Source organism: Salinarimonas sp., assembly GCF_040111675.1.
Classification (GTDB): domain Bacteria; phylum Pseudomonadota; class Alphaproteobacteria; order Rhizobiales; family Beijerinckiaceae; genus Salinarimonas.
The window spans coordinates 2,154,212-2,179,179 of sequence record NZ_CP157794.1 but is presented as its reverse complement, the minus strand read 5'-3'; the positions used below and the strand labels follow the sequence as shown (position 1 = coordinate 2,179,179).

Here is a 24,968-nt window from a genome sequence, read left to right as displayed (position 1 = left end):
TCATCCTCATTGGGCGGCGACGTTCACGGGCTCCTCGCCGCGCTCGGGCGAGAGGGGCAGGTCGATGACGAAGCGCGCGCCCTCCCCGGCGCGGGCGTCGAGCTCGATCTTGCCCATCAGCTTGGCGGTGACCAGGTTGTAGACGATGTGCAGGCCGAGCCCCGTGTTTCCGCGCTCGCGGGCGGTGGTGTAGAAGGGCTCGAACACCCTGGCCGCGCTCTCGGGCGCGATGCCGCGGCCGTCGTCGGAGAAGACGATGCGCACGCCGTTCGCGCCGCGGCGCTCCACGACGAGGCGCATGCGGCCGACCTCGCCCTCGGCGAAGGCGTGGTCGACGGCGTTCATGATCAGGTTGGTGAGCACCTGCGCGAGGGCGCCGGGATAGGTGTCGAGCACGAGATCGGCCGGGCATTCGGTCTCGACCTCGTGGCCGCGCTTGCGCAAGGCGGGGCCGAGGCTGGTGAGGAGCTCGCGCAGCCACTCGGCCATGTCGAAGCGGCGGCGGTCCTCGCTCGTCTGGTCGGCGGCGACGCGCTTGAAGCTCTGCACCATGTCGGCGGCGCGGGCGAGGTTCACGTGGACGAGGCCCGCGCCCTCGGTGAGGCGCGCGAGCGTGCGGTCGAGCTCGGAACGCAGGACCCGGCCGCTGGCGACGCTGGTGCGCAGCCGTCCGACCTCGCCCTCGAGCGTCGTCGCCGTGGTGAGCGCGACGCCGAGCGGGGTGTTGATCTCGTGGGCGACGCCGGCGACGAGCTGGCCCAGCGAGGCGAGCTTCTCGGCCTGGATCAGGTCCGCCTGGGTGCGGCGCAGCTCGTCGAGGGCGGCGTCGACCTCGTCCTTGGCGCGGCGCAGGTCGCTCTCGCGCCGGCCGATCTCGGTGACGAAGACGTTGACGGCGTGCGCCATCGAGGTGAGCTCGTCGCGGATGCGCCCGTCGCGGCCGAGCCCCCAGCCCTCCTTGGGCGGCGCGATCACGCCGGCGGTGGGGTCGCGGGCGAGGTGGAGCATGTCCTCGCGCAGGCGCCGAACCGGCCGCGTGATCGAGCGCGCGACGACGAAGGCGGCGAGCGTGCCGAGCAGCAGGCCGAAGGCGGCGCCGAGCACGAGGATGCGCCGCACGGTCTCGCCGATGCGATGGGCGTGACCGGCGAGCACGTCGTTGAGGTCCTGGGCGCCGAGCAGCATCGACTGCGCGGTGCGCCCCATCTCGAGGAGCAGCGCGTTCTGCTCCGAGAGGCCCAGGGCCGTCGTCGACAGCCGCCCGCTCCAGTCCTCGATGGCGTCGATCATCTCGGTCTGGATCAGGGGCGAGATCGGCAGGGCGGCCATCCGCTCGAGCAGCGCCCGGCTTTCGGCGAGGACGGCGTCGACGGTCGCGACGTCGCGGCTCGCCAGGGCGTCGGCGGTGCGCCGGCCGAGCTTGAGGGTCTCGACAGCGACGTTCTGGGTGGCCTGCTCGGTCTCCGCCGCCTCGACGGAATAGGCGAAGAGCTGGCCGGTCTCGTCGTGGAGGGCGCGCTGCTCGCTCGCGTGGATCTTGATCAGGTCGTCGACATAGGCCGTCACCTCGGCCGCGGTCCTGTCGGCGCGGCGCAGGATCCGCTCGGCGCCGCGCGCCTCGACGGCCTCGGCATAGGCCGCGAGCGCAGCCTCGGCGCGAGCGGCCTCCTCGGCGCGCGCCGCCGTCTGCAGGGCGGCGGCGAGATCGAGCGACGCGTTGCGCAGGCGCGCCTGGCCGAAGCGGACGCGGCGGGCGCGCTCCGGATCGAGAAAGGCGCTGGGCGTCGTCTCCCGCGACAGACGCATCGCCTCGAGCGCGAGCACGGCGGCGCGGGCCTCCTGCGCCGCGTCGACGATGTCCCGGGCGAGCCTCATCTGCCGGTCGCCGTCGGCGAGCGTCTCGGCGATGTCGGCGTTGGAGGCGCGCTGACGCTCGCGAGCCTGGTCGGCGAGCGCGATCAGCTCGGAAGCGCGCAGGCCCATCTCCGCGATCAGCGCGTCGGTCCGCGTGGTCAGCGCCACGAGGTCGTCCATCTGCGCGCGATAGGTCCGCAGCGAGTCGCGCAGGCGCCGGGCGGAGGTCTGGCGGCTCTCCTCGACCTCGGCCGAGACGAGGGCGATGAGGGTCGCCTCCGCGCTGTCGGCCAGGATGGAGAAGCGGATCGCGTGCTCCACGCGACGGGTCGGCAGCGCACGGACGTAGTCGTCGCTGGTGCGGGTCAGGTCGGCGATCTCGCGATAGGTCGCGCCGGCGAGCGCCGAGCCGTTGCGGGCGCGCTCCGCCTGGCCCAGCAGCAGCCACGCCGCCACCGCGATCGCCGCCGCGATGGCGATCGGGATGCCGCCGACGAGCGCGATCTTGCTCGATATCCGCATGCTGCACGTCGCCCGTAAGTCGCGCCATCCGAACGAGGCGTGGGCGCGACGCGGACGGCGAGGACTCTTACACCCGCGACGCACACGCTCCAAGCGGCACGACGCGTCCCCTCTCCTACGCGCGCGCGATTGCGTGCGCATGTCGTCGTCGGCGGCGTTTGTTTCGCGGCGCGCGCCCGACGAAACATTTACGCCACACGCGGCGCGTCACGCGAAACGAAGGTTCCGATCTGCCCTTTCGCTACGCAATTCGCAGGAAATCCACGGCTCCTACACATCCCGGGCCACACGACGGAGGCCCGAGCGATGCAAGTCTTCTTCAAGCGCCGAGAGCGAGCCGAGGAACGCCCCGAGGAGGCGCGCGCCCGCCGGCTGCGGGAGGTCGCCGCCCTGATCGAGGAGATCAAGGCGCCCCGCCCGCTCGCGGTCTCCGGACAGCGAACCTGAGCACGAGATCACGAGCCATGATCATCGCCCGTCACACTCTCTACGAAGCCGAGAGCGCGCCGCGCCTGCGCCGGCGCAGCCTGCTCGTCCGCGCGTGGCTTCGGCTTCGCCTGAAGCTGCGCCGGCTCGGCCGGCGCGGGCTGCGCCTCGACGACGACGAGATGCGCGAGCGCGGCATCGCCCGCTTCGACATCCGCCTCGCCAACAAGCCCTGAGCGCCGCGCGCGCGCTCGAAACCAGTAACCGGAAAACAGGACCGAACCCAGATGACCCTCTCCAACCGCTTCTTCCGCGCCGCCTTCGTCTTCTTCGCCGTCGGCGTCGGTCTCGGCGTGGCCATGGGCGCGACCAGCGACTTCACGCTCAGGCCGGTGCACGTTCACGTCAACCTGCTGGGCTGGGTCGGCTTCTTCATCTACGGGGCCTTCTACCGCCTCTTCCCCGCCGCTGCGGCGACCAAGCTCGCGTCGGCGCATTTCTGGAGCGCCCTCGTCGGCTTGCCGCCGATGCTCGTCGGCCTCGGCCTGGTCGTCAGCGGCAACGAGGCGATCGGCGTGCCGATGCTGCTCGCCGGCGAGGCGATCACGGTCGTCTCCGTGGTGCTGTTCCTGATCGCCGGCTTCAAGGCGACCCGCACGCAGGTCGCGACGACCGACGCGACGGCGGACGCGGTCGAGACCCGCGCGCTCTGAGCTCGAGACGAGGAAACGCCCGATGAACGCCCCCTTCCCTCTTTGCGCCGTGACCGGGCCGAGCGACGCGCTCGCCCGCGCCATGGCGGCGGGCCCGCGCCCGCTCGTTCCGGCGACGGCGACCTGCGCCGCCTGCGGCGCGATGCGCCAGATCGCGGCGCCCGTCGCGATCCCGTGCCGCGCCTGCGGCTCTCGATCCATCCGCGCGGCCGCCTGAGGCGCGCACCGCGCCCCGGCCCCAGCGACTCAAGCCGACCACAGGAGATCCACATGGACGGCCAGCAACGGCTCAAGGCTTTCGAGCTGATGACGCTCATCCGCGCCTACGAGGAGGCGCTCGTGTCCCTGCACGCCGACGGCAAGGCCGCCGGCACCTGCACCTCCGTCGGCCAGGAAGCCTGCGCCGTCGGCGTGGTGAGCGCGCTCGCGAAGGACGACACGATCCTGACGAACCACCGCAGCGCCGGGCATCTGCTGGCCCGCGGCGCCGATCCCGGCCGGATGATGGCCGAGGTGATGGGCAAGCGCGACGGCTATTGCGGCGGCAAGAGCGGCTCGCTCCACATCGCCGCCGAGGAGCTCGGCGTCGTGCTGACCTCCACCATCGTCGGCGGCGAGCTCGGCCTCGCGACGGGCGTCGCCCTGTCGCGCTCGATGCTCGGCGGGGCGGGCATCGTCGCCTGCTTCTTCGGCGACGGCGCCGCCGCCCAGGGCCGCTTCCACGAGTCGCTGAACCTGGCGGCCGTGTGGAATCTGCCCATCCTGTACGTCTGCGAGAACAATTCCTGGCAGGCCTTCGTGCACCGCAAGGAGACGACGCTCGCCGAGCGCGTCGGCCCGCAGGCGGCGCATTACGGGATGGGCTGGGCGAGCGTCGACGGCAACGACGTCGAGGCGGTGCACGACGCGGCGGCGCAGGCGGCCGCCGAGATCCGGCGCACGCGCAAGCCCTTCCTGCTGGAGCTTTCGACCTACCGCCTGCGCGGCCATTTCGAGCCGGACGACCAGGCCTACGTCGATCCGGTCGAGCTCTCGACCTGGCGCGACCGCGACCCGATCGCGGCCCTGCGCTCCCGCCTCCTCGACGCCGGCTCCCCGGTCCCGACCATCCGCGCCATCGAGGACGCCGCCGCCCAGCGGATCGCCCGCGCCGTCGCCTTCGCCGAGGCGAGCCCCTATCCGGACGTCGCCGAGACGACGACCGCCGTCTACGCCGCCTGAGGAGAGCCGACCATGCCGACCATGACCGCCAACGACGCGCTCGGCGCCGCTCTCCTCGCCGAGATGCGACGCGATCCCCGCGTGATGATCTTCGGCGAGGGCGTCGCCACCAAGCGCCGCGACCTCCTCGCCGAGTTCGGGGCCGCGCGCGTGCGCAACACGCCGCTCGCCGAGGGCATCGTCGCCGGGACCGCGGCGGGCGCCGCGGCGACGGGCCTGCGCCCCGTCGTCGACCTGCTGTTCGCGCCGTTCCTCTGCTACGCCATGGACGAGATCGTGAACAGCGCGGGCAAGCTGCGCTATCTCTCCAACGGCCAGTTCTCCTTCCCCATGGTGGTGATGACCATGACGGGCGGAGGCTGGGGCGTGGGCTCGCAGCACAACCACGACATCGAGGCTTGGTTCGCCCATGCGCCCGGCCTGAAGGTCGTGATGCCCTCGACGCCCGCCGACACCAACGGCCTGCTCCAGGCCGCGATCCGCGACGACAACCCGGTCCTGTTCTTCAACGACATCGCGCTCGGCTACGTCCCGGGCGAGGTCGCCGAGGACGCCGGGCCGATCCCGCTCGGCGTCGCCGCCGTGCGACGGGAGGGGACGGACGTGACCCTCGTCTCCTACGCCAAGACCATGGGCGCCTGCCTCGCCGCCGCCGAGACGCTCGCGGCGGAGGGGGTCTCGTGCGAGGTGATCGACCTGCGCACCATCAAGCCCCTCGACGAGGCGGCGATCCTGCGCTCGGTGCGCAAGACCGGCCGGCTCGTGGTCGTCCACGAGGCGAGCCGCATCTGCGGCGTCGGCGCGGAGATCGCGGCGCTCGTTGCCGAGGAGGGCTTCGCGGCCCTGCGCGCGCCGATCGTGCGGCTCACTGGCCCCGACGCGCCCGCCCCGGCGAGCTTCCCGCTCGAGCAGGCCTACGCGCCCCAGGCGCACGACGTGGTCGCGGCCGTGGGCCGTCTCCTCGGCGTGGAGCGCCTGCGCGACGCGTCCTGACGATCGCGCGATGCGGGACCGCGGTCGCCTCGGGCCGCGGTCCCGCTACGATTCAGGCCTGCAAGCCATCGGGGTCGGCGATCATTGCGAGCCCTCCGAGCCGGTCAGCCGTAAAAAATCCGTTCCGCAACGAAATTTTTCCGTGTCCGATCGCGGGACGCGACGCCCGCCGCCGGCGGCGGCGATCCGATGCACGCGGCACGTGTGAACCATCGCCCTGATCCGTTACGGCGCGAACATGTGCCGCTGCGAAACGGTCTTACCGGAGCGGGCGATCAGCTGCGATCGTGGGACGGAAGCCGCGGCGCGCCCGTTGCGTGGAGACGCTCCAGACGCCCGTGGCAGGGGCACGCCGCTTCCGCCAGCGCCTCCGGATCGCACAACGTGATCCAGCCGCGGCCCCCGTCGATCGTCCCCGCGCTCTGCAGATCGAGGCAGGCCTCCGTCACCGTCGCCCGACGCAGCCCGAGCGCCTCGGACAGAGCCTGATGGGTGATCTCGATCGACGCGGTGCCGGTGCGCGCGAACGCGCGGCTCAGCCACAGAGCGACGCGGCGGTCGGCCCGATGGAGGCGCAGACAGGAGACCGAGACCATCAACTCGGCGATGAAGCGCTGCGCATATGCGAGCATCGCGTCCTGGATGCACGCGAATCGTGGAAACGCCTCCTCGAGCGCCTGCATCGGAACGAACGCCGCTCGTCCGGAAACCTGGACCGTCGAGCTGCTCAAGGCCCGCCGCTCGCGAAACAGCAGGGCGACGCCGACGAAGCCCTCCCGCCCGATGCTCGCCGCCTCGACCAGGCGATCCTCCTCCGCGATCATCAGCGAGACGACGCAGTCGAGCGGGAAGATCGCCTGCGTGAACGCCGTGTCCCGCGAATAGAGCACCTCGCCCGAGCGCACCGTTCGGATCTCGGCATGGCGGGCGACCTCGACGAGGGCATCCGAGCGGAGCGCCGCGAGCACCGCATTGCGGCGGAGTTCCTCGATCAAGGCGTCGGTCCTTTCTCGCATCAAGGCGGATCGTGTGCACGGACGGCGGTTCGCCGGCGCCCGATCTAAAGATCTAAAGCCGAGCTCGCCGCCTCCCGCAACGCGTACCGGGCGAGGTTGTCCGAAAGTCGTAGTCCGCCTTCAAGCGCCGGACCGGGGCCTCCCCTCGACGGGATAGGCCGGGTCGACGAAATGCGGCGCGGCCGTGGCGCCCGCGGGAACGATCGCCGCGACCACCTTCTCGTCCTCCGGCGTCCAGGCGAGACGCAGCGCTTCCTCGTAGGGCGCGAGCTGGTCGCGCGTGCGCGGCCCGACGATGCAGCCGCCCACCAGCGGATTGGCCAGCACGAAGGCGATCGCGAGGGCGCCCGGCGAGACGCCGCGGGCGGCCGCGTGCTCCGCGAGGCGCGCCGCGGCGGCGAGGGTCTCGGGCCGGAATTCCGTCTCGAGCAGGCGCCTGTCGCGGACGGCCGCGCGGCTGTCGTCCGGCGCGGCGGCGCCCGGCGCGTACTTGCCGCTGAGCACGCCGCGCGCCATCGGGCTGTAGGGAAAGACCGACAGGCCGAGCGCCGCGCAGGCCGGCAGGAGCTCGATCTCGGCCGTGCGGTTGAGGGCGTGGTAGAGCGGCTGGCAGACGACGGGCGTTCCGATGCCGGCCTCCTCGCACAGGGCGACGAGGCGCGCCACGCGCCAGGCCTTGTGGTTCGAGACGCCGACGGCGAGCACGTCGCCCGCCCGCACCAGCCGCTCGAGCCCGCGCACGGTCTCCTCGAGCGGCGCGTGCGGATCCTCCTTGTGGAGGTAGAGCACGTCGATGCGATCGGTCGCGAGCCGCTTCAGCATGCGCGGGACCTCGCGGGACATCCAGGCGGGCGAGAGCCCGCGCTGGTTCGGGCCCGGCCCGACAGGGTTGCCGAGCTTCGAGGCGAGGACGATCTCGTCGCGATGGCCGGCGATCAGGCGCCCGACGATCGCCTCCGAGGCGCCGCCGGCATAGGTGTCCGCCGTGTCGAGGAAGTCGACCCCGAGATCGCGGGCGCGGGCGTAGATGCGCGCCGCCTCGGCCTCGTCCGTGCGGGCGCCGAAGGTCATCGTGCCGAGGCACAGGCGCGAGACCCGCAATCCGCTCCGTCCGAGGGGCACGCGCGGCATAAGGTGTCCGGTATTCACGCTCACGCCCGTCTCCTCGCCGCGCTCCGCCGCGCCAGAGAAGCACGAGCCCGCGGGCGACGGCAAGCCGCCGATCAGCCGGCCTCGAGCGGCAGGACGATGCGACAGCGCAAGCCGGCCGGATCGTAATCGAGATCGACCTCGCCGCGAAGGGACTGGGCGAGCGTGCTCTCGATCACCGTGCTGCCGAAGCCGCGGCGGCGCGGCGGCGCGACCTCGGGGCCGCCGCTCTCGCGCCAGTCGAGCACGAGCCGGCGCGCGCCGTCCGCGCCTTCGATGCGCCAGCAGACGGCGAGGCGCCCGCCAGGGCGGCTGAGCGCGCCGTACTTCGCGGCGTTCGTCGCCAGCTCGTGCACGGCGAGACGCAGCGACGTCGCGAGCGCGTCCGGCAGTGCGACCATGGGGCCGTCGAGGACGACGTTTCCACCCTCCCCGGCCCGGTACGGTTCGAGCTCGGAGAGCAGCATGTCGGACAGGGTCGCGCCGATGCCGCCGCCGTCGAGGTGGCGCTGGGTGTCGGCGAGCGCCCCGAGCCGCCCCTGCAGCGCGCGCCGATAGCCGTCGACGCTGTCGGCGCTGCCGGCGCTGAGCCCGACGATAGCGTTGACGAGGCCGAGCGTGTTCTTCATGCGATGCTCGACCTCGGCCGCCAGCAGATCGCGCTGCTCGTCGAGGGCGCGGCGCTCGGTGACGTCGAAGACGACGCCGAGCATCCCGGGCTTCCCGGCGCCGCTCTCGGGATCGACGGGGAGCACGGATCCTTTCTCGGCGAGCCAGCGCACACCGCCCTCGTCGTCGCGGATCCGGTACTCGCTGCGATAGTCCGCCCCGGTGCGCTCGGCCTCGGCGATGGCGGCCCGGAGGGCGCCGATGTCGTCCGGGTGGACGCGCCGGAAGGCCTCCTCGCGCGTCAGCCGCAGCTCCTCCGGCAACCGCCAGATCCGCCGTGCGGCGGCGTCGAGCAGCAGCTCGCAGGCGACCGGATCCCACTCCCACACGCCCATGCGCCCGCCGCGAAGGGCGAGGCGCAGGCGCCGCTCGCTGCGCTCCAGCGCCTCCGAGCGGGTCTTCAGCTCGGCCTCGATGCGCTTGCGGTCGGTGATGTCGCGCACGACGACGGTGAGAACCGTGCGCCCGTCGATCTCCCGCCGCGACAGGGTCGCCTCGATCGGGAACGTGCTGCCGTCGCGACGCAGGCCGACGACCTCGCGTCGGCGCCCCATCAGCCGCTGGCGCGGCGCGGCGTCTCGCGCGAAGCGCCGCACGTCCTCGGCGTGGCCGTCGCGGTGAACGGGCGGCATCAGCATCTCGACCGATCGCCCGAGCGCCTCCGCCGCCTCGTAGCCGAACATGCTCTCGGCCGCCTGGCTGAAGATCAGGATTCGGCCCGCCTCGTCGGTGGCGATGACGCCGTCGCCCACGAGCGCCAGCACGTCGTCGGCGGACGGGGTGAAGCCGGGGGAATGGAACATGAGGACTCGCGGGTACGACGGAACCTGCTCGATCGGTCCCCACGCGCCGGGTCCGCTCGCCGCCTATACCTAGCCGGCTTTACGGATATCACAAGCCTTTGCCGAAACTGACGATTTTCCTCCCGCCACCGGCGACGCTCAGGCGAGCGCGTCGTCGAGATGGTCGTGCGCCGCCGACAGGTCGATCCCGTCGTCGGACGCGGGGACGAGCGCGGCCGCAGCGGGCCCGGTCTCGTCCTCCGGCTCGAGAGCGGCGAGGAGCGCCGCCGCCGCGCCGGAGTCGAGGCCGCTCCCGTCCGGCGCGGCGCCGGCGAGGACGACGCTGTCGGCGACGGCGAGCGCGTCGTTGTCGGCGATCGAGCCGTTGAGCTGGGAGACGGAGCCCGCCTCGCCGTCCAGCGCGGCGAAGACGCCGAGATTGCCCTGCTCCACGCCCGCGATGTTGAGCGCGGTCGCCGCCGCCTCGCTGTCGCCGAGCACGAGGACGCTGTTCTCCGCCGACCCGATGATCGTGCCGGCGAGCGCCACGGCGATCGCGTCGTTGTCGGTGACCGCGAGGTTGACCTGCCCGCCCGCGCCGACGGCTCCGAGCCCGGCATTGAGCTGGGAGAGCGGCGAGACGTTGACGGCGCCGGCCATCGCCACGTTGGGGCCCAGGAAGACGATGCTGTCGACGATCTCCCCGATATAGGTGATCGAGACGGACAGCGAGACCGCGTCTTGGTCGGAGAAGGACGCGTTCAGCTGCATGGGATCCGAGCCGAGGAGCGCTGCGAGCCACGAGCTCGGCGCGGCGTCCGGCGCGCCGCCTCCGGCATCGCCTGCAGCCGCGTCGCCCTCTCCTGCCGCGACGACGCCGGCGACCGCGCCGCCCGCAGCCCACGACGGCGGCGCCACCGCGCTCCCCGAGAGGCCGAACGCCGCGACGGCGACGCCCGACACCTGCGGAACGGATGCTGCGGCGATTCCGCCGAGCCCGGCGAGGGCGCCGCCCCCGCCCGCCCCGCCGGTCGGCTCGCTTCCGTTGCGGACGAACAGCGGCGCTCCCTCCAGGACGACGAGGAAGGCGCTCTCGCCCGACCCCGAGAGCGGCGCGAAGGCGGGCGGGGCCTGTGCGCCGCCGGCGGCGACCGACACGCCGGCCTGGGCGGCGAGCGTCCCGGCCAGCTGCCCGGCGGCGAGGCCGCTCGCGACGGCGAGACCCACGGGCCACACGCCGCGTGCCGCGTCCTGGCGCTCGTCGCCCCGATGGGCCTGCGCGAGACCCTCGCGGATCGGGATGTCGGCGCGAGCCGCGCCGAGGTTCAGTCGCGTCATGGCGTCAATCCTCCCTGAAGGCACGGTCCAGCGTGTCGAGCAGCGGCCCGAGCGCGTAGACGGCGACGGTGCTCTCGCCCGTCTCGACGAAGGCGGCGACGGGCATGCCCGGCACGAGGCTCAAGTCGGCCCGTTCCGCGAGCGCGGTCGCGTCGAGCGCGATGCGCATGCCGTAATAGGGCTGCTCCGTGCGGCGATCGACGAGACGATCCGCGGAGACGTGCACCACGGTGCCGGGCAGCGGCGGCGCGCGCCGCGCCTTGTAGGCCGTGACCTGCACCTCGGCCTTCTGGCCGACCCGCACGACGTCGACGTCCTCCGGCCGCAGCCGCGCCTCGACCACGAGGCGATCGTCGGAGGGGACGAGGTCGAGGAGCGGCTCGCCGGGCTGGACGACGCCGCCGGGCGTATGGACCCGCAGGTCCGAGACGACGCCGTCCTGCGGCGCGACCACGGCCGTGCGGACCAGCCGATCCTGGGCGGCCTCGATCTCCTCCACGAGGGCGAGGATCCGCGTCCGGGTCTCGTGCAGCTCGCGGGTCGCGGTCTCGCGCAGATCGCTGTCGAGGGTCATCAGCTCGGCCCGGGCTTCGGCGATGGCCTGCCGGGCGCGCCAGGTCCGCGCCTCGATCTCGCCGCGGCGACCGTCGAGCTCCGCCTGCTCGCGGTGCAGCGTGAGCAGGCGCGGACGCGTGGCGAGGCCCCGCTCGACGAGATCGGCGACGGTGGCGATCTCCTCGCCGGCGATGCGCGCGCGCGCCTCCGCGGCGTCGCGCTGGGCGAGGAGGCCGGTGATCTCCTCCTCGATCTGGGCGATCCGCTCGGCGATCACGGCCCTGCGGGCGCGGTGGGTCTCCATGCGGCTGTCGAACTGCGCCTCCTGGCTCGCGACGAGATCCGCGACCGACCGGTCGCGCCTCGCGCGCTGCAGCAATTCCCCGGGAAAGACGATGCGCTGGGCGCCGGCGCGCTCGGCGGCGAGCCGCGCCTCGCGCGTCCGCGCGTCGGCGAGCTGGTCGCGCAGCACCGCGACCTGGGTGCGCGCGCGCGTGTCGTCCATCACGATCAGCGGCTCTCCCGCGCGGACCGTGTCGCCGTCCCCCACCAGGATCAGCCGGACGATGCCGCCCTCGAGATGCTGGATCGTCTTGCGGCGGGTCTCGGATTCGACGATCCCCGGCGCCACCGCCGCGCTGGCGAGGGGCGCATGGACCGACCATCCGCCGAGCCCGACGATGAAGGTCGCGACGACGAGGTTTCCGGCGAGCGCGAGCCTGCGGATGCGCGGATACGGGCTCGGCGGCGCGACGAGGAGCGCGCCCGAGCCGAGGCGCGCCTGCCTGGCGGTCTTGGCGGCCTTCGTGGGCGCCGGCGTCAGAGCCATTGCATCATCCCTTCCGACGTCTTGGGAATCCTGATCCGATCCCGCGCCTGCGTCCGCTCGAGGCGGTCCTCCTTCGCCGCGGGGGTGGGCGGCGGCGCGCCGCGCCCGGTTCCGGCCGCGCTCTGGAGGGTGCTGAAGAAGCGCTGGTAGATCTCCTCGCTCGTGCCGTAGGCGGTGAGCGCGCCCTGGCGCAGGATGGCGACCTTGTCGCACAGGTCGAGGATGCCGAAGCGGTGCGTGACGATCACGATCGTGGCCCCGCGGGCCTTGACCTGCTTCACCGCGGCGTTGAGCGCCTTCTCGCCGGCCTCGTCGAGATGGGCGTTGGGCTCGTCGAGGACGACGACGCTCGGCGACCCGAAGAAGGCGCGGGCGAGCCCGATCAGCTGCCGCTGGCCGCCCGACAGAGGCGCCCCGCCCTCGCCGATGAAGGTGTCGTAGCCGTCGGGCAGGCGCAGGATCGCGTCGTGCACGCCGGCGAGCCGCGCGGCCTCGACGACCGCTTCGGGATCGGCGTCGGCGAGCCGGGCGATGTTGTCGCGCACGGAGCCGTCGAACAGCTCGACCTCCTGCGGAAGGTAGCCGAGGTGGCGCGATCCGCCGCCCTTGATCCACAGCGCGATGTCCGCCCCGTCGAGACGCACGCGCCCGACCGAGGGCGTGACGACGCCCGTCATCAGCCGCGCCAGGGTCGACTTGCCGGCGCCGGAGGGGCCGATCACGCCGACGCATTCGCCCGGAGCGATCTGGCAGGTGAACCCCTGCACGACGAGCTGGCTCGTCCCGGGCGGCACCCAGGTGACTCCCTCCAGCGCCACCGCGCCGCGCGGCGCCGGCAGCGGGAACGGGCGATCGTCGCGCGGCGGCGCGCCGTCGCGCAGGACCGACTGGAGACGGCCGAAGGCGGTCCGCGCCCCGCCGCCGGCCTTCCAGCCCGCCACGACGCCCTCCATCGGCGCGAGCGCCCGGCCGAGCAGCAGGGACGAGGCGAAGATGATGCCGGCGCTCAGGTGCTCGCGCAGAACGAGCCAGGCGGCGGCTCCCATGATCAGGATCTGGACGAGGGCCCGCGTCCCGCGCGAGAGGGATTGCAGCGTCTCCGCGCGGCGCATGGCGGACGCGTGCGCCGCGCCGGCGCCCTCCACGTCCCGGCAGACGAGATCGGCGGCGCCGTCGAGCATGCCCATGGCGCGGATCGTCTGGACGTTTCGCAGGGCGCCGGCGAGGCGCCGATGGGTCGCCGCGTCCGCCAGCTGGGCGCGCGCGGCCGGCGCCTTCGTGAGGATCTCGCCCGCGATCGCGGCCGTCAGCATCGCGACGGCGCCGACGGCGCCGATGGCGCCCAGGAGCGGATGCACGAGGAAGAGGACGCCGAGGAAGACCAGCGCCCAGGGCGCATCGAAGAGCGTGACGCTCGCCGGCGAGGCGATGAACTGGCGCAGAGCCGCGAGGTCGCGCGTCGCCTCGGCCGCGACCTGCGCGTTGCCGCGCCGCGCGTATTCGAAGGAGGCCGTGACCACGCCGGGGCGGAGCCGCTCCTCCAGCCAGGCGCCGATCCGCCCCATCGCCGCGCGGCGGACGTAGTCGAGCGCGGCTCCGACCGCCACCGCCATGACGACGACGAGGGTCAGCATGATCAGCGTCTCGACGCTGCGGCTCGCCAGCACGCGGTCGTAGATCTGAAGCAGATAGAGAGGCGGCGCGAGCAGAAGGAGGTTGTAGCCGCAGCTGAACAGGAACACGAGGAGCAGCGAGCCGCGGCTCGCCGCGAGCGCCTTCTGCAGCTCCGTGGGTGCGGGACCTTCCGACGCGTGCGAGCCGGCTCGGCCCGCGGCGGCGATGGACATGGCGTGCCTCGCTGTCTGGATCGGCCGCTGCGGCAGCGACCCGTCTGGCGCGCCGGGCGCGGTGACCGTGAGGGAACCGGACGCCCGCGCCCGGCGCGTCCGGGACGTTCTCTTGTCAGAAGACGTCCAGGACGATGTCGGTGTCGACGATCGTGCCGATGTCGGTCCCGATGCTCGTCTGGGTGACGGGCGAGACGTCGAGCGCGGTGCCCGTCGCAACCGCCGGATTGCCGGCGTTGACGGCGATGAGGTCGGCCATCACGGTGTTGCCGCCGGTCTCGCTGCCGGCGAGAGCCGCCGTGTTGTGGTCGACGATCGCGGCGTTCAGCTGGCTGATGACCGTGTCGATATCGTTCATGTGCTTGACCCTTCCTCCGGGTCCCGGCGGCGCGAGGCCGCCGGGCCGCTGACGATGCGCCGATCACGCGAGATCGAACACGTCCATGTCGTTGAGGAGGTCGACGTCGACCGCCGTGTTGTCCTGCGTCACGGGGGCGAGGTTGGCGGCGGTCGCCGACGAGTTGGCGCCGGCGCCCACGGCGGCGAGCGCGTTGCCGATGTTGATCGAGGTCGCGGTCGCGGTCGCGTCGAGGTCTTGCAGGTTGATGTTGTCCTGATCGATCAAGGTCCAGTTCATGGTGATCTCCTGTTCCTAACCTCTACTCTGGGAGGGTCCGGGAGCGGTTGACGCCAGCACCGGACGCCATCGAGTCTCGCCGACGCCGCGCCCGCCGGCCAGCCGCCCGTCGGGAGCCCCCCGCTCGCGACGGATCCTCGCCGGTACAGCCTCCCGCAGGTCTCCGGATGTCCGTCGACGGAGCCCGTCCCGATGCCGAAAGGCACCGACGGAGGCGGGACGCCGCGCGGACACCCGAGCGGATGACGCCCGTTCGGACGCGGGGACCCGGACGGAGACCTCCGTTCGGGCCGGAGGCGACCTCCGGCCGGCGGCCCGATCGCCGCGCGCGCCCCCTCGGAGCGCTCCGCCGGCGGGGGTTTCGTGCCGGGATCAAAAGGCGAGAGATGAAGACGCGCGGCACGGCGCGGGGGCTCGGGCCGGGTGCCGCCGGGAGCGAGCGATGCCGCGCTACTTCTTCGACCTGGTCCGCAACGGTGAAATCATCCGGGACTCGTCGGGCGTCGACCTCGCGAACGACGACGCGGCGCGGAGGATCGCGCGCGAGGCGATCGACGACTTTCGTCTCGAGGACGCCGCGCTGGCCCTGGACGGCTGGCGGCTCGTCGTCACCGATGAAACTGGAAGATTCGTAGCCGACATCGCCGTGCTGAAGATGTATTCGTAAGCAACAACTTTCAAAAAACAACAACAAAGACCCGATCGAAAGCCAGGCTTTAACAGCTCGGCTTCGGAAGCGATACTTGTTGGCCTTTAAGGTAAATGTGACGGAACTGCGGATATCGATTAAAGTTTTCGCCCTCGTACCCATCGATAGCTGAACAGCCCGTCGCGCTCTCGGCCGACCGCGGCCGCGGGACCGTGCGCCTGTCGCCTTCAACCGTGGGGGAGACCCGCCGTGCATTCCTCACCGCGCCCGAAACCCGCGATCCTCGTCGTCGACGCCCACGAGCTCTCGCGCGCGCTGTTGACCGAAGCGCTCGCGACGCGGCTCGACGCCGTCGACGTGATCGGACTGGCCAGCCCGGACGCGTGGCGCGCAGACGCGACGGTCGTCGCGCGGCTGGCGATCTTCTGCATGCCGGCGCAGGCCGGCGCCGCGGCGGCGGAACGCTGGACGCGGGAGCACCCGGACGGCGGGACGAGCGAGCCCGCCGTTCCGCTCCTCCTCCTGTGCGAGGAGGACGACGCCCGCGCGGAGTGCCGGGCCCTGGCCGCGGGCTTCAAGGGGCTGATCTCGAGCGAGGCGTCGCTCGAGCTCCTGGTCGCGGCCGCTCGCGTGATCATGGCGGGAGGGATCTACTTCCCGCAGCTCGTCTCGGCGGCGGCGCCGCTCGTGGCCGCCCAGGACGCCGGTGCGCCGATCGACACGGGCGCGCCCCGTCGCGCCGACGCCGCGGCTGTCACCGACGCACCCTCCCCCGCCGGGACTCCGGCGCTGACGGCGCGAGAGACCCTCGTCCTCGCCGAGCTGCGCCGCGGGCATTCGAACAAGGTGATCGCCCGCGCCCTGAACATGTCCGAGAACACCGCCAAGATGCACGTGCGGCGCATCCTCGCCAAGCTGCGGGTGCGCAATCGCACGGAAGCGGCCGTCCTGGTCAATACGCCACGGCAATGAAGCCGCCGCTCTCGGATTCGCCGGCCGACCGAAGACTTGTCGAGCGCGCAGGACCGGCGGCGCAAGGCGGCGGCGCGGCGACGCTTGGCTCCCGTTCATATAGATCGATACAGAAACGAATACTTACTAACAGCTTTGCCAGACAAGAATTTCGGCCTATGGGTAGAGCTTCTACAAATTGACCATCCGGTGGCTAGAAGTTAGTCTTTTGGTAATAAATCGGGCGAACGGGAGACGACGCCGTAATCGGCGTAGTCGTTCCGGACCGACGAAGGTCCCGCCCGAACAAACGGGGGCGACGAATACGTGCGCGCTGCTGCGCGCGCGACGTCGCGGCCACGTCACGCCGTGACCTATCCGAATTCCAGGCTTCGCGTCGGCGCATGCGTCATGCGCCGTGCGAAAGCGCGCGTCGCCGCGTCCCGGCGCCGCGCGAGCCGGCCCGCGTGTCACCGCGGCGCCGAACGCATCCCCTCGCCATGGAGGCGCCTCGAGAGACAGCCCGAACCGAGCATCCCGGCACGCGTGGAGACCCGCCGACCAGCGCGATGCGGAAAGCGCGTCCAGACGACGGCCGAATACACACTTTCCGATACGAACATCACCGTGCATCCGAACGGCGACAGCAGACGCATAGAAGAGCGCTGCCCGCTGCGACGATGCTCCAGATCTTCAGGAGATCATCATGTCGATTCCGATTCAGCTTCAGGGTCAAGGCCAGGGTCAGCTCCAGGCGGAGCTGCAGGCGCAGCTGCAGGCGCAGCTCGAGGAGCAGGCGCAGGATCAGGAGCAGGGCCAGGATCAGGGCCAGGACCAGGGCCAGGATCAGGGCCAGGATCAGGATCAGACGCAGTCCATGACCGCCGTCATGGATCTCGCCAACGACAGCAGCTCGGATTCGGAGGCTGACGCCGACGCCGAGGCTGACGCCAACGCGTCCGGCATCGGCGAGGCCATCGCAACGCTGGACTCCGTGTCCGAGAACACGAACGACAACGAGAACGACAATTACAACGATAACGATAACGAGAATGACAACGAAAACTATAACGACAACTACAACTACAATGAGAACGAGGTGACCGTCGACGTGGACGTCGACCTCGATCTCGGGCTCGACGGGATCGTGCCCCGCGACGACGACGTGATCGACATCGACGGCATCCATCACATCGACGATTCGATCGTGATGGCGGACGCCGTCAATCAGACGACGACGACCGGCAACAACTTCGCCGTCGACCAGGTGAACAACCTGGCGGATCAGGACACGGGGAACGGCAACACGGTGAGCTTCGGCGCCAGCGGCGGCCTCGACGTCGATCTCGCGCTGCTCGAGCTCGGCGGTCGCGAGTCCGACTCCGGCGTGTCGTTCAGCCAGACGGTCCGCGCCGACGGCGGTCGCGCCGACGTGATGGACTCCGATGCCGACGTCGGCGCCAGCGGCTCGGCCGGCGTCAACGGGTCGGCCGATGCGGCCGCCTCGGCGGAGGCGTTCACCCAGACCATCACGATGGGCGCCAACGTGCAGTTCAACTCGGCGACCTTCAACGTGGCCGGCGGCGACGTCGACTTCGACGACGTCGTGATGTGATCGGCCATTCGGACCCGCGCCCGTCGGCGCGGGTCCACGGCGTCTCCGGCCGCGCGCGGCGCCTGCCCGCGCGCGGCCTCCTCTCAGTCCGAGACGCGCGGCCGCCGCCCCGGCGCGCCGCGAGAGGACGGCCGCCATGACGAGCGTCACCACCACCGGCGTCACCGAGGCGATCTGGCACTTCGCCGGCTATCTCCATCTCATCGACGAGGTCGCGCGCAGCTGGGCGGTCTACGACGACGAGCCGCCCTGGCGCCCGGACGAGAACCTGCCGCAGACACCGAGCGCGGCCCCGGTCGCACCGCCCCTCGAGCCCACCTACAGCCTGTCCAGCCCCTGGTGGCTGCCGACTCTCGCACCGCCGATCGAGGCCGAGCTTCTGGCCCTGCCCGGCGCTCGGGATTCCGCCTATCGCCGCCCGGACGGCGAGCGCGACGACGACACGTCGCCTTCGTCCATTCCGGCTCCGCGTGATCCGCTGGCCGCCTTCCCGACATTCGGGCTGCAGCTGCGCGCGCCGATCGAGCGGACCGACGCCGCCGGCGAGACCCTGGCGCAGGTGACGCAGCTCAACCGCATGAACGATTCCGACATCCATGTCTGGGGCGAGAACCTGGCATCGGGGCTGCTGACGGTCGATCCGGCGGCGGCGCTCGACGCGCTGATGAGCGCAGCCCGCGAGGCGGCGCCCGAGGCCCTGATCGCGCCGCAGGGGCACGAGGCGGTCGTCGAGGTCCTCGCCGCCCGCCATGCCGCCTTGGCGGCGGGCGACGGCGACGGGACGCTCGACGCCCACGCGGTGGACGGCCCCGGCAAGTTCGTCGACGGAGAGCGCGTGGCGGACGACTGGACGCTGCCCGATCTCGAGACGCGCGCCGGCATGCCGGAGGGACGCAACGGCCACGAGGCCGTCGGCGCGCACGCCGAGCTCGGCGCCAACGAGGCGACGAACTTCGCCGTCGTCCAGGACCTCAACGAGCTGTCCCTGCAGACGATCGTATTCGGCGACTACTACCGTCTCGACGCGATCGTGCAGATCAACGCCATCATGAACGTCGACAGCGTGCTCACCTTCGGCGCGCAGGGGTCGAGCCTCGCGGCCGGGCTCGCGGGCGCGGCCTGGGACGGCGGCGGCGGCGACAGGCTGACCAACGTGGCGGAGTTCCTCGACGAGGACGTCGATCTCGGCGCGCTCGAGCGCCCCGGCTTCGGCGGCCTGCGCTGGAAGGTCGACGTGCTGGAGGGCGATTTCTGGGACGTGAAGGCGCTCTACCAGACGAATCTTCTGGTCGACAACGATCTCTACTCCAAGACCGAGTACGGCTTTTTCTCCCAGGTGCGCATGGGCGAGAACCTGAGCCTGAACCTGGCCGAGTTCCTGCAGTTCACCGGCAATTACGACCTGATCGTCGTCGGCGGGAACGCCTATTCGGCGAACTGGATCGTCCAGATGAACGCGCTGCTCGACAGCGACGGCGTGGTCGTCGGGCACATGGGCGGCGCCGGCGCGCAGACCATCTCGACAGGGCAGAACCAGCTGACGAACGAGGCGCTGATCGCGCATTACGGCGGCGGCGGATTCACGGCGCTCGACGACGACCTCGGCGCGTTCGTCGGACGCCTGCTCACGGACGACTCGCTCGACCCGGCGGAATGGTGGGCGCTGAACGGGATCGGCTCCGCCGACATGAAGGTGCTCTACGTCACCGGCGACTACCACGACGTCAACCTGGTGCATCAGCTCAACATCGTCGCCGATGCGGACCAAGCGGCGCAGATCCTCCCCGCCTTCGCGGCGCACGGCGAGGAGGGCGCCGAGCAATGGATCGCGACGGGCGGCAACCGGCTGACGAACGTCGCGGCGATCGCCGATACCCAGGCCGCCGTCGCGACGCATGTCGGCGGCGAGGTCTACGAGGAGGATTTCCTCGTCCAGGCCGAGATCGTGATCGACGACGACGGATCGGACGAGTTCGGCCTGGCGCCGGAGCTCGTCGCCTTCACCGGCGGCCCGGAGCTCCAGCAGGACGACGACGAGGTGTTCGGCGGCGCGCCGCTCGCGGGAGACGGCGACGCCATGGGCTCGATGTTGACGTGAACCGACGGGCCGAGCCCGGACGGGGGGACCATTCATGGATCGCCACGACGATTACGAGACGCGCGCCGACCTGCCGGAGCGCGAGGAGGCGTTTGTCGACATCGGCCCCGAGGGCTTCGCGTCGGCGCCGACGGCGGGTTCCCTGGTGGGGAGCCTCAAGGCGCTCGAGGCGCGCTACGCGGCGAGCGCGGGAGCGCGCTACATCGGCCCCGACCGCGCGTCGCCGGAGCCGCGGCCAGTGACGGAGCCGACGCCGGAGCGGCCGGTCACGAAGGCCGCCGCCGCGGCCGTGCCGCTCGTCGAGCAGGCCTTGGCGGCGCCTCCCGCACCGTCCGCACCGCCCGCACCGCCGCCCGAAGCACCGCCGCAGCCCGCGAGGGCGGCCACCGCCCAGCCGGCCTTCCCCGTGCCCGAACGGCTGCGGACGCGCCCCGCGCCGCCGCCGCCGGAAGCGCCCGCCGCGCGCCGCTCGAAGCCCGCCGCCGAGGCTGCGCAGCCGGAGCCGCGCCTGCGCGCTCCGGCCGCCCGCGCCGAGCCGCTCGCCCGGACGCGCGCGCAGCCGCCGGCGACCGCCCCCGGCGGCGGCCGGCCTCCGAAGACGCCGCAGGGCGGCGGCGGCGGCGGCGGAGGCGGCGGCAACGACCGTGGCGGCGGCGTCCAGTCCCGCTCGCGCGACATGGACTTCCGCACGGTGCTCACGACGGGTCTCGCGCAGGCGCGGCGAAACCTCGTCACCGTCGCCCTGTTCTCGTTCGTCGTGAACATGCTCGTTCTCGCGATCCCGATCTACCTGTTCCAGGTCTCGGACCGGGTGCTGACGAGCCGCAGCCTCGATACGCTCGCCATGCTGACGCTCATCGTGGTGGGCGCCATCGCGGCGCACGCGCTTCTCGACATGATGCGTCGCCTGATCCTGGTGCGGATCGCGACGGAGGCCGAGAGCAAGCTCGGCGCGCCCGTGCTCTCGGCGGCGGCGAAGGCCGCCCAGAACGGCTCCTCCCGCGAGTTCCAGACGCTCTCGGACCTGCAGCAGCTGCGCAGCTTCATCACGGGTCCGGTGCTGCTGACCATGCTCGACAGCCCCACCGTGCCCCTCTACATGCTCGTCGTTTTCCTGATCCACCCCGAGCTCGGCTTCATCGTCTTCGCGAGCAGCCTCGTCCTGCTCACGCTCGCGGCGATCAACCAGCGCATGACCGCCCTGTCCTTCGCCAAGGCGAACGCCTACGCCAGCCGCGCCAACCTCCAGGCGGACGCGATGGCGCGCAACGCGCAGGTCATCAACGCCATGGGCATGACCCCCGAAGGCGTGGCGATCTGGGGACGGGAGACGGCTGAGAGCCTGACCGCCCAGGTGATGGCGCAGGACCGCAACATCGTGCTCGCCGGGATCTCGAAGTTCCTGCGCCTGTGCACGCAGGTCGCGATCCTCGGCTACGGCGCCTTTCTCGCGCTCGAGGGCACGCTGACCGGCGGCATGATCATCGCCGCCTCCATCGTGGCGAGCCGCGCCCTGCAGCCGGTGGAGGGGACGATCGAGGGCTGGAAGAACTTCGTCCAGGCGCGGTCGGCCTACGCCCGCATCCGGGCTCTCCTGCAGTCCTCGCCGCTCAACCTGGAGCGCCTGCGCCTGCCGCGACCGCGGGGCAAGCTCGAGGTCGAGCGCATCCTGTACGTGCCGCCGCCGAACAAGAAGGTCATCCTCAACGGCGTCACCTTCTCGCTCGAGCCCGGCGAGAGCCTCGCCATCGTCGGCAATTCCGGCACCGGCAAATCCACGCTCGCGCGGATGCTGGTGGGCTCGATCGTGCCCACGGCCGGGAACGTGCGGCTCGACCACATGGAGCTGCGCAACTGGGACCCGCGGCAATTCGGCGAGAGCGTCGGCTACCTGCCGCAGGACGTGCAGCTCTTCCCCGGCACGATCAAGCAGAACATAGCCCGCATGCGCGAGGACGCCACCGACGCGCAGGTCTTCGAGGCGGCCGAGCTCGCCGACGTGCACGAGATGATCTCGCATTTCGCGCAAGGCTACGAGACGCCCATCGCCATGGACGGCAGCCCGCTCTCCGGCGGGCAGAAGCAGCGCATCGGGCTCGCCCGGGCCTTCTTCGGCGAGCCGCGCTTCGTGGTGCTCGACGAGCCGAACTCCAACCTCGACACCCATGGCGAGCGGGCGCTGGCCAAGGCGCTGGTGCGTGCGAAGGAGCGCGGGATCACGATCGTCGCCATCACCCAGCGCCCCACGCTGCTCAAGAGCGTCGACAAGATCATGATCCTGAACGAGGGCAACGTGAAGGCGCTCGGGCCGCGCGACCAGATGCTGCCCGTGCTGTTCGGCAAGAAGGCGGACGGGTCGCGGCTTCCCGGCGCCGACGCCACCCCGCTGATCGACGAGTGAGGACGAGCCATGAGCGCACCGGCACCGCAATCCACGCCCCCCCGCGACTGGTACGCCGCCGTGCCGCGCAGCGCCCGGGGCCCGACGCTCCTCGGCAGCGTCGTGCTCGGGGCGACCTTTCTCGCCTTCGGCGTCTGGGCGAACGCGGCGCCCATCGCCGGCGCCGTCGTCGCGACCGGCGTCTTCGTGACCACGGGCTCGAACAAGACCGTGCAGCACCTCGAGGGCGGCGTCATCAAGGACATCCTCGTGCGCGAGGGCGATCACGTCACGCCGGGGCAGACCCTGGTCCTCCTCGACGAGGTCGCGCCGCGGGCCGAGCTGCGCCGGCTGCAGCTGCGCTTCGCCCGCACGCTCGCGGCGGAGGCCCGGCTCGTCGCCGAGATCGAGGGCCACCAGGAGGTCGGCTTCCCGGAGGTGCTGCTCGCCAAGGCCTCGGACCCGGACGTGGCGGAGATGATCGAGCGCCAGCGGCTCACCTTCAGCGCGCGTCGCCGCCATCTCGACAGCGAGATCGCCACCCTCACCCGCGGCCTCGACGCGCTCCAGGAGCGCGTGGGCGGCAACGAGGTCCAGCTCGGCGCCGTGCGCGAGCAGATCGCCTTCTTCGAGGAGGAGCTCGCCGACAAGGAGCAGCTCCTCTCGCAAGGGCTCGTGCGCCGGCCGGAGGTGCTCGCCCTGCAGCGGGCCCGCTCCAACATGCACGGCGAGATCGGCCGGCTGATCGGGGATCTCGGAGACGCCAAGGAGCGCATCGCCCGCGGGCAGGAGCAGATCAACGCCCTGCGCAACGCGGCGGTGAAGGCGGCGGTCGAGGAGCTCCAGCACGTCCATGCCGAGATGAGCGATCTGCGCGAGCGGATCCGCTCGGCCGAGAACGTGCTGGAGCGCATCCGCATCGTCGCGCCGGTGGAGGGCGTGGTGGTGAAGATGCGCTACCACACGGCCGGCGGCGTGATCGAGGCCGGCAAGAACGTGATGGAGATCGTGCCCGTGGACGAGCCGCTCCTGATCGAGGCGAAGGTGCGCCCGCGCGACATCGACAGCGTCCGCCGCGGCCAGAACGCCTCCGTACGCCTCACGGCGCTCAACCAGCGCACGACGCCGATGGTCGAGGGCGAGGTGATCTACCTCTCGGCCGACACCCTTCCCGAGGAGCGGCCGCTGTCCGCCGACGAGAGCGACCTCTACGTCGTGCGCATCGCGCTCGACGAGGGCTCGGTCGCGCGCGTGCCGCATTTCGAGCCGACCGCCGGCATGCCGGCCGAGGTGTACATCGAGACGGCCGAGCGCACCTTCTTCGAGTACCTGATGCGGCCGCTGAAGGACAGCATGGCCCGCGCCTTCCGCGAATCGTGAGGACGGTGGGCGCCGTCTCCCGCGAGGGCCGCGCGAGCCGCCCGGCCTATCCGCGCCGGGGGCCCGGCGCAGCCGACCCGCGTCCGCGACGGGCGCGGGCCTCGAGATGGGCCTCAAGCCGGGGCAGGAAGGCCCAGATGTCGCGGTTGAGCACGCCGTGCTCGGCGATCGCGCGGGCGAGCTCGTCGAGACGTTCCCGGCTCATCTCGCGCACGCGGCCGAACGACAGGCCGCCGCCGCGCTGCTCGAGCTTCATGAGCCGGGTGTGGGTGATCTCGCCGCTCTGGTTCACGGTGTACATCGAGTGGTTCAGGTCGTTGCGCAGCTTCGTCTGGCGCGAGAACCGGGAGAGGATCCCGTCGAGCTCGCGGGCGAGCTCGGGGTCGGCGATCTTGGCCTTGGCGAGGCGCTCCACGAGATCGAGGCGGGCGCGCGTCGTGTTGAGCGTGCCGAAGACGATGGCGGCCGAGACCTCGTCCGTCTCGAGCAGGAGCATGAGGACGTAGATGAACAGGCTCTCGTTGTTCGACCAGGCGAAGACGAGGTTGCCGATCAGGGCGAGGACCTCGGTCCGCCGGTCGGCGGAGGACGGCGCCGCGGCGGCGAGCGCGTCGAAATCCGGCGCGCTCGGCAGCCGCGAGCGGCGCGACGGAGGCGTCTCGCTCACCACGACCTCAGGCCCGGAGGCGTGAGGATGGCCCCGCTCGCGCTCGGCGACCTGTGGAGGATTCGGCAGGGACGCCGCGCGGCGGTGGCGGCGCTGGCGCCCTTCGTCGACCGATCGCGCGCACGGCGCGCGACGGCGCTCGCCGCGACCGACGACGCGACGGCGAGCGAAACGGACACGATCGGACGGGCGGCGGGGCTCGATCGGCTCGCGGCCCTCGGCGACGTGAGCGACACTTCCGACTCCGTGTGGCTCGATCCGTACCTGATCGGATATCTCGGGACGCTAATCACGCTCACCGCCAAGCGCAAGACGGGGCCGCTGAACGAAGAAGCCCTCGCCGGCGTGCAGGAGACCGCGTGGACGCGCCTCACCGGCCTCGACGGCTCCCTGTTCGGGACCGAGATCCTGCTCCTGAGCCGCACCCCCACCGGGGCGTTTCGAGCCGGCTGCCGGAACGGGGCCGCCTTCTTCTCCGCGCTGACCGGAGAGCCGGTGCCGCCGAGCGACGAGACGCCGGACTGGGCCGTCGGCCTGTTCCACGTGCCGGCCCCCGAGAGCGCCGCGGAGGGCGCGATCCCCGAGGCGCAGATCGCGTCGACGTCGCCGTTCGAAGCCTGGGACCGGTTCGTGGACGCTCGGCTCATGGACCGAGGCTAGCTCGCCCCCCGGGGCCC

General features: G+C 71.9%; 23 protein-coding genes. 13 read left to right on the top strand and 10 right to left on the bottom strand.

What is annotated here, in order from left to right; translation table 11 throughout:
- Positions 1 to 6 precede the first annotated feature (6 nt).
- The gene (locus ABL310_RS10080; RefSeq protein WP_349371542.1) at positions 7 to 2,376 is read right to left on the bottom strand and encodes a HAMP domain-containing sensor histidine kinase; all 2,370 of its coding nucleotides are present in this window, start codon (positions 2,374 to 2,376) and stop codon (positions 7 to 9) included.
- A gap of 306 nt (positions 2,377 to 2,682) precedes the next feature.
- Here ABL310_RS10080 and ABL310_RS10075 point away from each other — a divergent pair, with 306 nt between their 5' ends.
- The 6 genes from ABL310_RS10075 to ABL310_RS10050 are packed head-to-tail and all read left to right on the top strand — an operon-like array spanning position 2,683 to position 5,729.
- Positions 2,683 to 2,823 carry a hypothetical protein gene (locus tag ABL310_RS10075; protein WP_349371541.1) on the top strand — a complete coding sequence of 47 codons (141 nt, stop codon included), beginning with the start codon at positions 2,683 to 2,685 and terminating at the stop codon, positions 2,821 to 2,823.
- A 17-nt stretch (positions 2,824 to 2,840) separates the two neighbouring features.
- The gene (locus tag ABL310_RS10070) at positions 2,841 to 3,038 is read left to right on the top strand and encodes a hypothetical protein (protein ID WP_349371540.1); all 198 of its coding nucleotides are present in this window, start codon (positions 2,841 to 2,843) and stop codon (positions 3,036 to 3,038) included.
- A gap of 51 nt (positions 3,039 to 3,089) precedes the next feature.
- Complete coding sequence (locus tag ABL310_RS10065) at positions 3,090 to 3,515, top strand: hypothetical protein (protein WP_349371539.1); 426 nt, start codon at positions 3,090 to 3,092, stop codon at positions 3,513 to 3,515.
- 22 nt (positions 3,516 to 3,537) lie between these two features.
- Positions 3,538 to 3,732, top strand: coding sequence for a hypothetical protein (locus ABL310_RS10060; protein ID WP_349371538.1), 195 nt, complete (start codon positions 3,538 to 3,540; stop codon positions 3,730 to 3,732).
- Positions 3,733 to 3,785: 53 nt separating this feature from the next.
- Positions 3,786 to 4,736, top strand: a complete 951-nt coding sequence (locus ABL310_RS10055; RefSeq protein WP_349371537.1) for a thiamine pyrophosphate-dependent dehydrogenase E1 component subunit alpha — start codon at positions 3,786 to 3,788, stop codon at positions 4,734 to 4,736.
- Positions 4,737 to 4,748: 12 nt separating this feature from the next.
- On the top strand, positions 4,749 to 5,729 hold the full coding sequence (locus ABL310_RS10050) for a pyruvate dehydrogenase complex E1 component subunit beta (RefSeq protein ID WP_349371536.1): 981 nt from the start codon (positions 4,749 to 4,751) through the stop codon (positions 5,727 to 5,729).
- Positions 5,730 to 6,004: 275 nt separating this feature from the next.
- Here the strand turns inward: ABL310_RS10050 and ABL310_RS10045 are convergent, their stop codons facing one another.
- The 8 genes from ABL310_RS10045 to ABL310_RS10010 form a co-directional block, all read right to left on the bottom strand.
- Positions 6,005 to 6,724 carry a Crp/Fnr family transcriptional regulator gene (locus ABL310_RS10045; protein ID WP_349371535.1) on the bottom strand — a complete coding sequence of 240 codons (720 nt, stop codon included), beginning with the start codon at positions 6,722 to 6,724 and terminating at the stop codon, positions 6,005 to 6,007.
- Positions 6,725 to 6,865: 141 nt separating this feature from the next.
- Complete coding sequence (locus tag ABL310_RS10040) at positions 6,866 to 7,876, bottom strand: aldo/keto reductase (RefSeq protein ID WP_349372035.1); 1,011 nt, start codon at positions 7,874 to 7,876, stop codon at positions 6,866 to 6,868.
- A gap of 92 nt (positions 7,877 to 7,968) precedes the next feature.
- On the bottom strand, positions 7,969 to 9,366 hold the full coding sequence (locus tag ABL310_RS10035; protein WP_349371534.1) for a PAS domain S-box protein: 1,398 nt from the start codon (positions 9,364 to 9,366) through the stop codon (positions 7,969 to 7,971).
- 138 nt (positions 9,367 to 9,504) lie between these two features.
- The gene (locus ABL310_RS10030; RefSeq protein WP_349371533.1) at positions 9,505 to 10,683 is read right to left on the bottom strand and encodes a hypothetical protein; all 1,179 of its coding nucleotides are present in this window, start codon (positions 10,681 to 10,683) and stop codon (positions 9,505 to 9,507) included.
- Between the two features lie 4 nt (positions 10,684 to 10,687).
- Positions 10,688 to 12,067, bottom strand: a complete 1,380-nt coding sequence (locus ABL310_RS10025) for an HlyD family type I secretion periplasmic adaptor subunit (RefSeq protein WP_349371532.1) — start codon at positions 12,065 to 12,067, stop codon at positions 10,688 to 10,690.
- Positions 12,058 to 13,914, bottom strand: a complete 1,857-nt coding sequence (locus tag ABL310_RS10020; protein WP_349371531.1) for a type I secretion system permease/ATPase — start codon at positions 13,912 to 13,914, stop codon at positions 12,058 to 12,060. The genes ABL310_RS10025 and ABL310_RS10020 overlap by 10 nt, the downstream gene beginning before the upstream one ends.
- Before the next feature lie 115 nt (positions 13,915 to 14,029).
- Positions 14,030 to 14,272: a hypothetical protein gene (locus ABL310_RS10015; RefSeq protein WP_349371530.1), complete on the bottom strand. Its 243-nt coding sequence runs from the start codon at positions 14,270 to 14,272 to the stop codon at positions 14,030 to 14,032.
- A gap of 63 nt (positions 14,273 to 14,335) precedes the next feature.
- Positions 14,336 to 14,551, bottom strand: coding sequence for a hypothetical protein (locus ABL310_RS10010; RefSeq protein ID WP_349371529.1), 216 nt, complete (start codon positions 14,549 to 14,551; stop codon positions 14,336 to 14,338).
- 442 nt (positions 14,552 to 14,993) lie between these two features.
- Here ABL310_RS10010 and ABL310_RS10005 point away from each other — a divergent pair, with 442 nt between their 5' ends.
- The 6 genes from ABL310_RS10005 to ABL310_RS09980 all read left to right on the top strand — a co-directional run bounded on the left by ABL310_RS10005 (position 14,994) and on the right by ABL310_RS09980 (position 23,624).
- Positions 14,994 to 15,218: a DUF6894 family protein gene (locus ABL310_RS10005; RefSeq protein WP_349371528.1), complete on the top strand. Its 225-nt coding sequence runs from the start codon at positions 14,994 to 14,996 to the stop codon at positions 15,216 to 15,218.
- Between the two features lie 231 nt (positions 15,219 to 15,449).
- On the top strand, positions 15,450 to 16,172 hold the full coding sequence (locus ABL310_RS10000) for a response regulator transcription factor (protein WP_349371527.1): 723 nt from the start codon (positions 15,450 to 15,452) through the stop codon (positions 16,170 to 16,172).
- A 685-nt stretch (positions 16,173 to 16,857) separates the two neighbouring features.
- A complete protein-coding gene (locus tag ABL310_RS09995; RefSeq protein ID WP_349371526.1) occupies positions 16,858 to 17,766 on the top strand; it encodes a hypothetical protein in 909 nt (302 codons plus the stop codon).
- Between the two features lie 136 nt (positions 17,767 to 17,902).
- On the top strand, positions 17,903 to 19,864 hold the full coding sequence (locus tag ABL310_RS09990) for a hypothetical protein (RefSeq protein WP_349371525.1): 1,962 nt from the start codon (positions 17,903 to 17,905) through the stop codon (positions 19,862 to 19,864).
- Positions 19,865 to 19,898: 34 nt separating this feature from the next.
- Positions 19,899 to 22,265 carry a type I secretion system permease/ATPase gene (locus tag ABL310_RS09985; protein ID WP_349371524.1) on the top strand — a complete coding sequence of 789 codons (2,367 nt, stop codon included), beginning with the start codon at positions 19,899 to 19,901 and terminating at the stop codon, positions 22,263 to 22,265.
- 9 nt (positions 22,266 to 22,274) lie between these two features.
- Positions 22,275 to 23,624 (top strand): HlyD family type I secretion periplasmic adaptor subunit, encoded by a 1,350-nt coding sequence (locus tag ABL310_RS09980; protein WP_349371523.1) that lies wholly within the window; start codon positions 22,275 to 22,277, stop codon positions 23,622 to 23,624.
- A gap of 46 nt (positions 23,625 to 23,670) precedes the next feature.
- Here ABL310_RS09980 and ABL310_RS09975 read toward each other — a convergent pair whose 3' ends face one another.
- Positions 23,671 to 24,291 carry a hypothetical protein gene (locus ABL310_RS09975; protein WP_349371522.1) on the bottom strand — a complete coding sequence of 207 codons (621 nt, stop codon included), beginning with the start codon at positions 24,289 to 24,291 and terminating at the stop codon, positions 23,671 to 23,673.
- Positions 24,292 to 24,318: 27 nt separating this feature from the next.
- Between ABL310_RS09975 and ABL310_RS09970 the strand changes: the two genes are divergently transcribed.
- The gene (locus tag ABL310_RS09970) at positions 24,319 to 24,951 is read left to right on the top strand and encodes a hypothetical protein (RefSeq protein ID WP_349371521.1); all 633 of its coding nucleotides are present in this window, start codon (positions 24,319 to 24,321) and stop codon (positions 24,949 to 24,951) included.
- Positions 24,952 to 24,968: the final 17 nt, after the last annotated feature.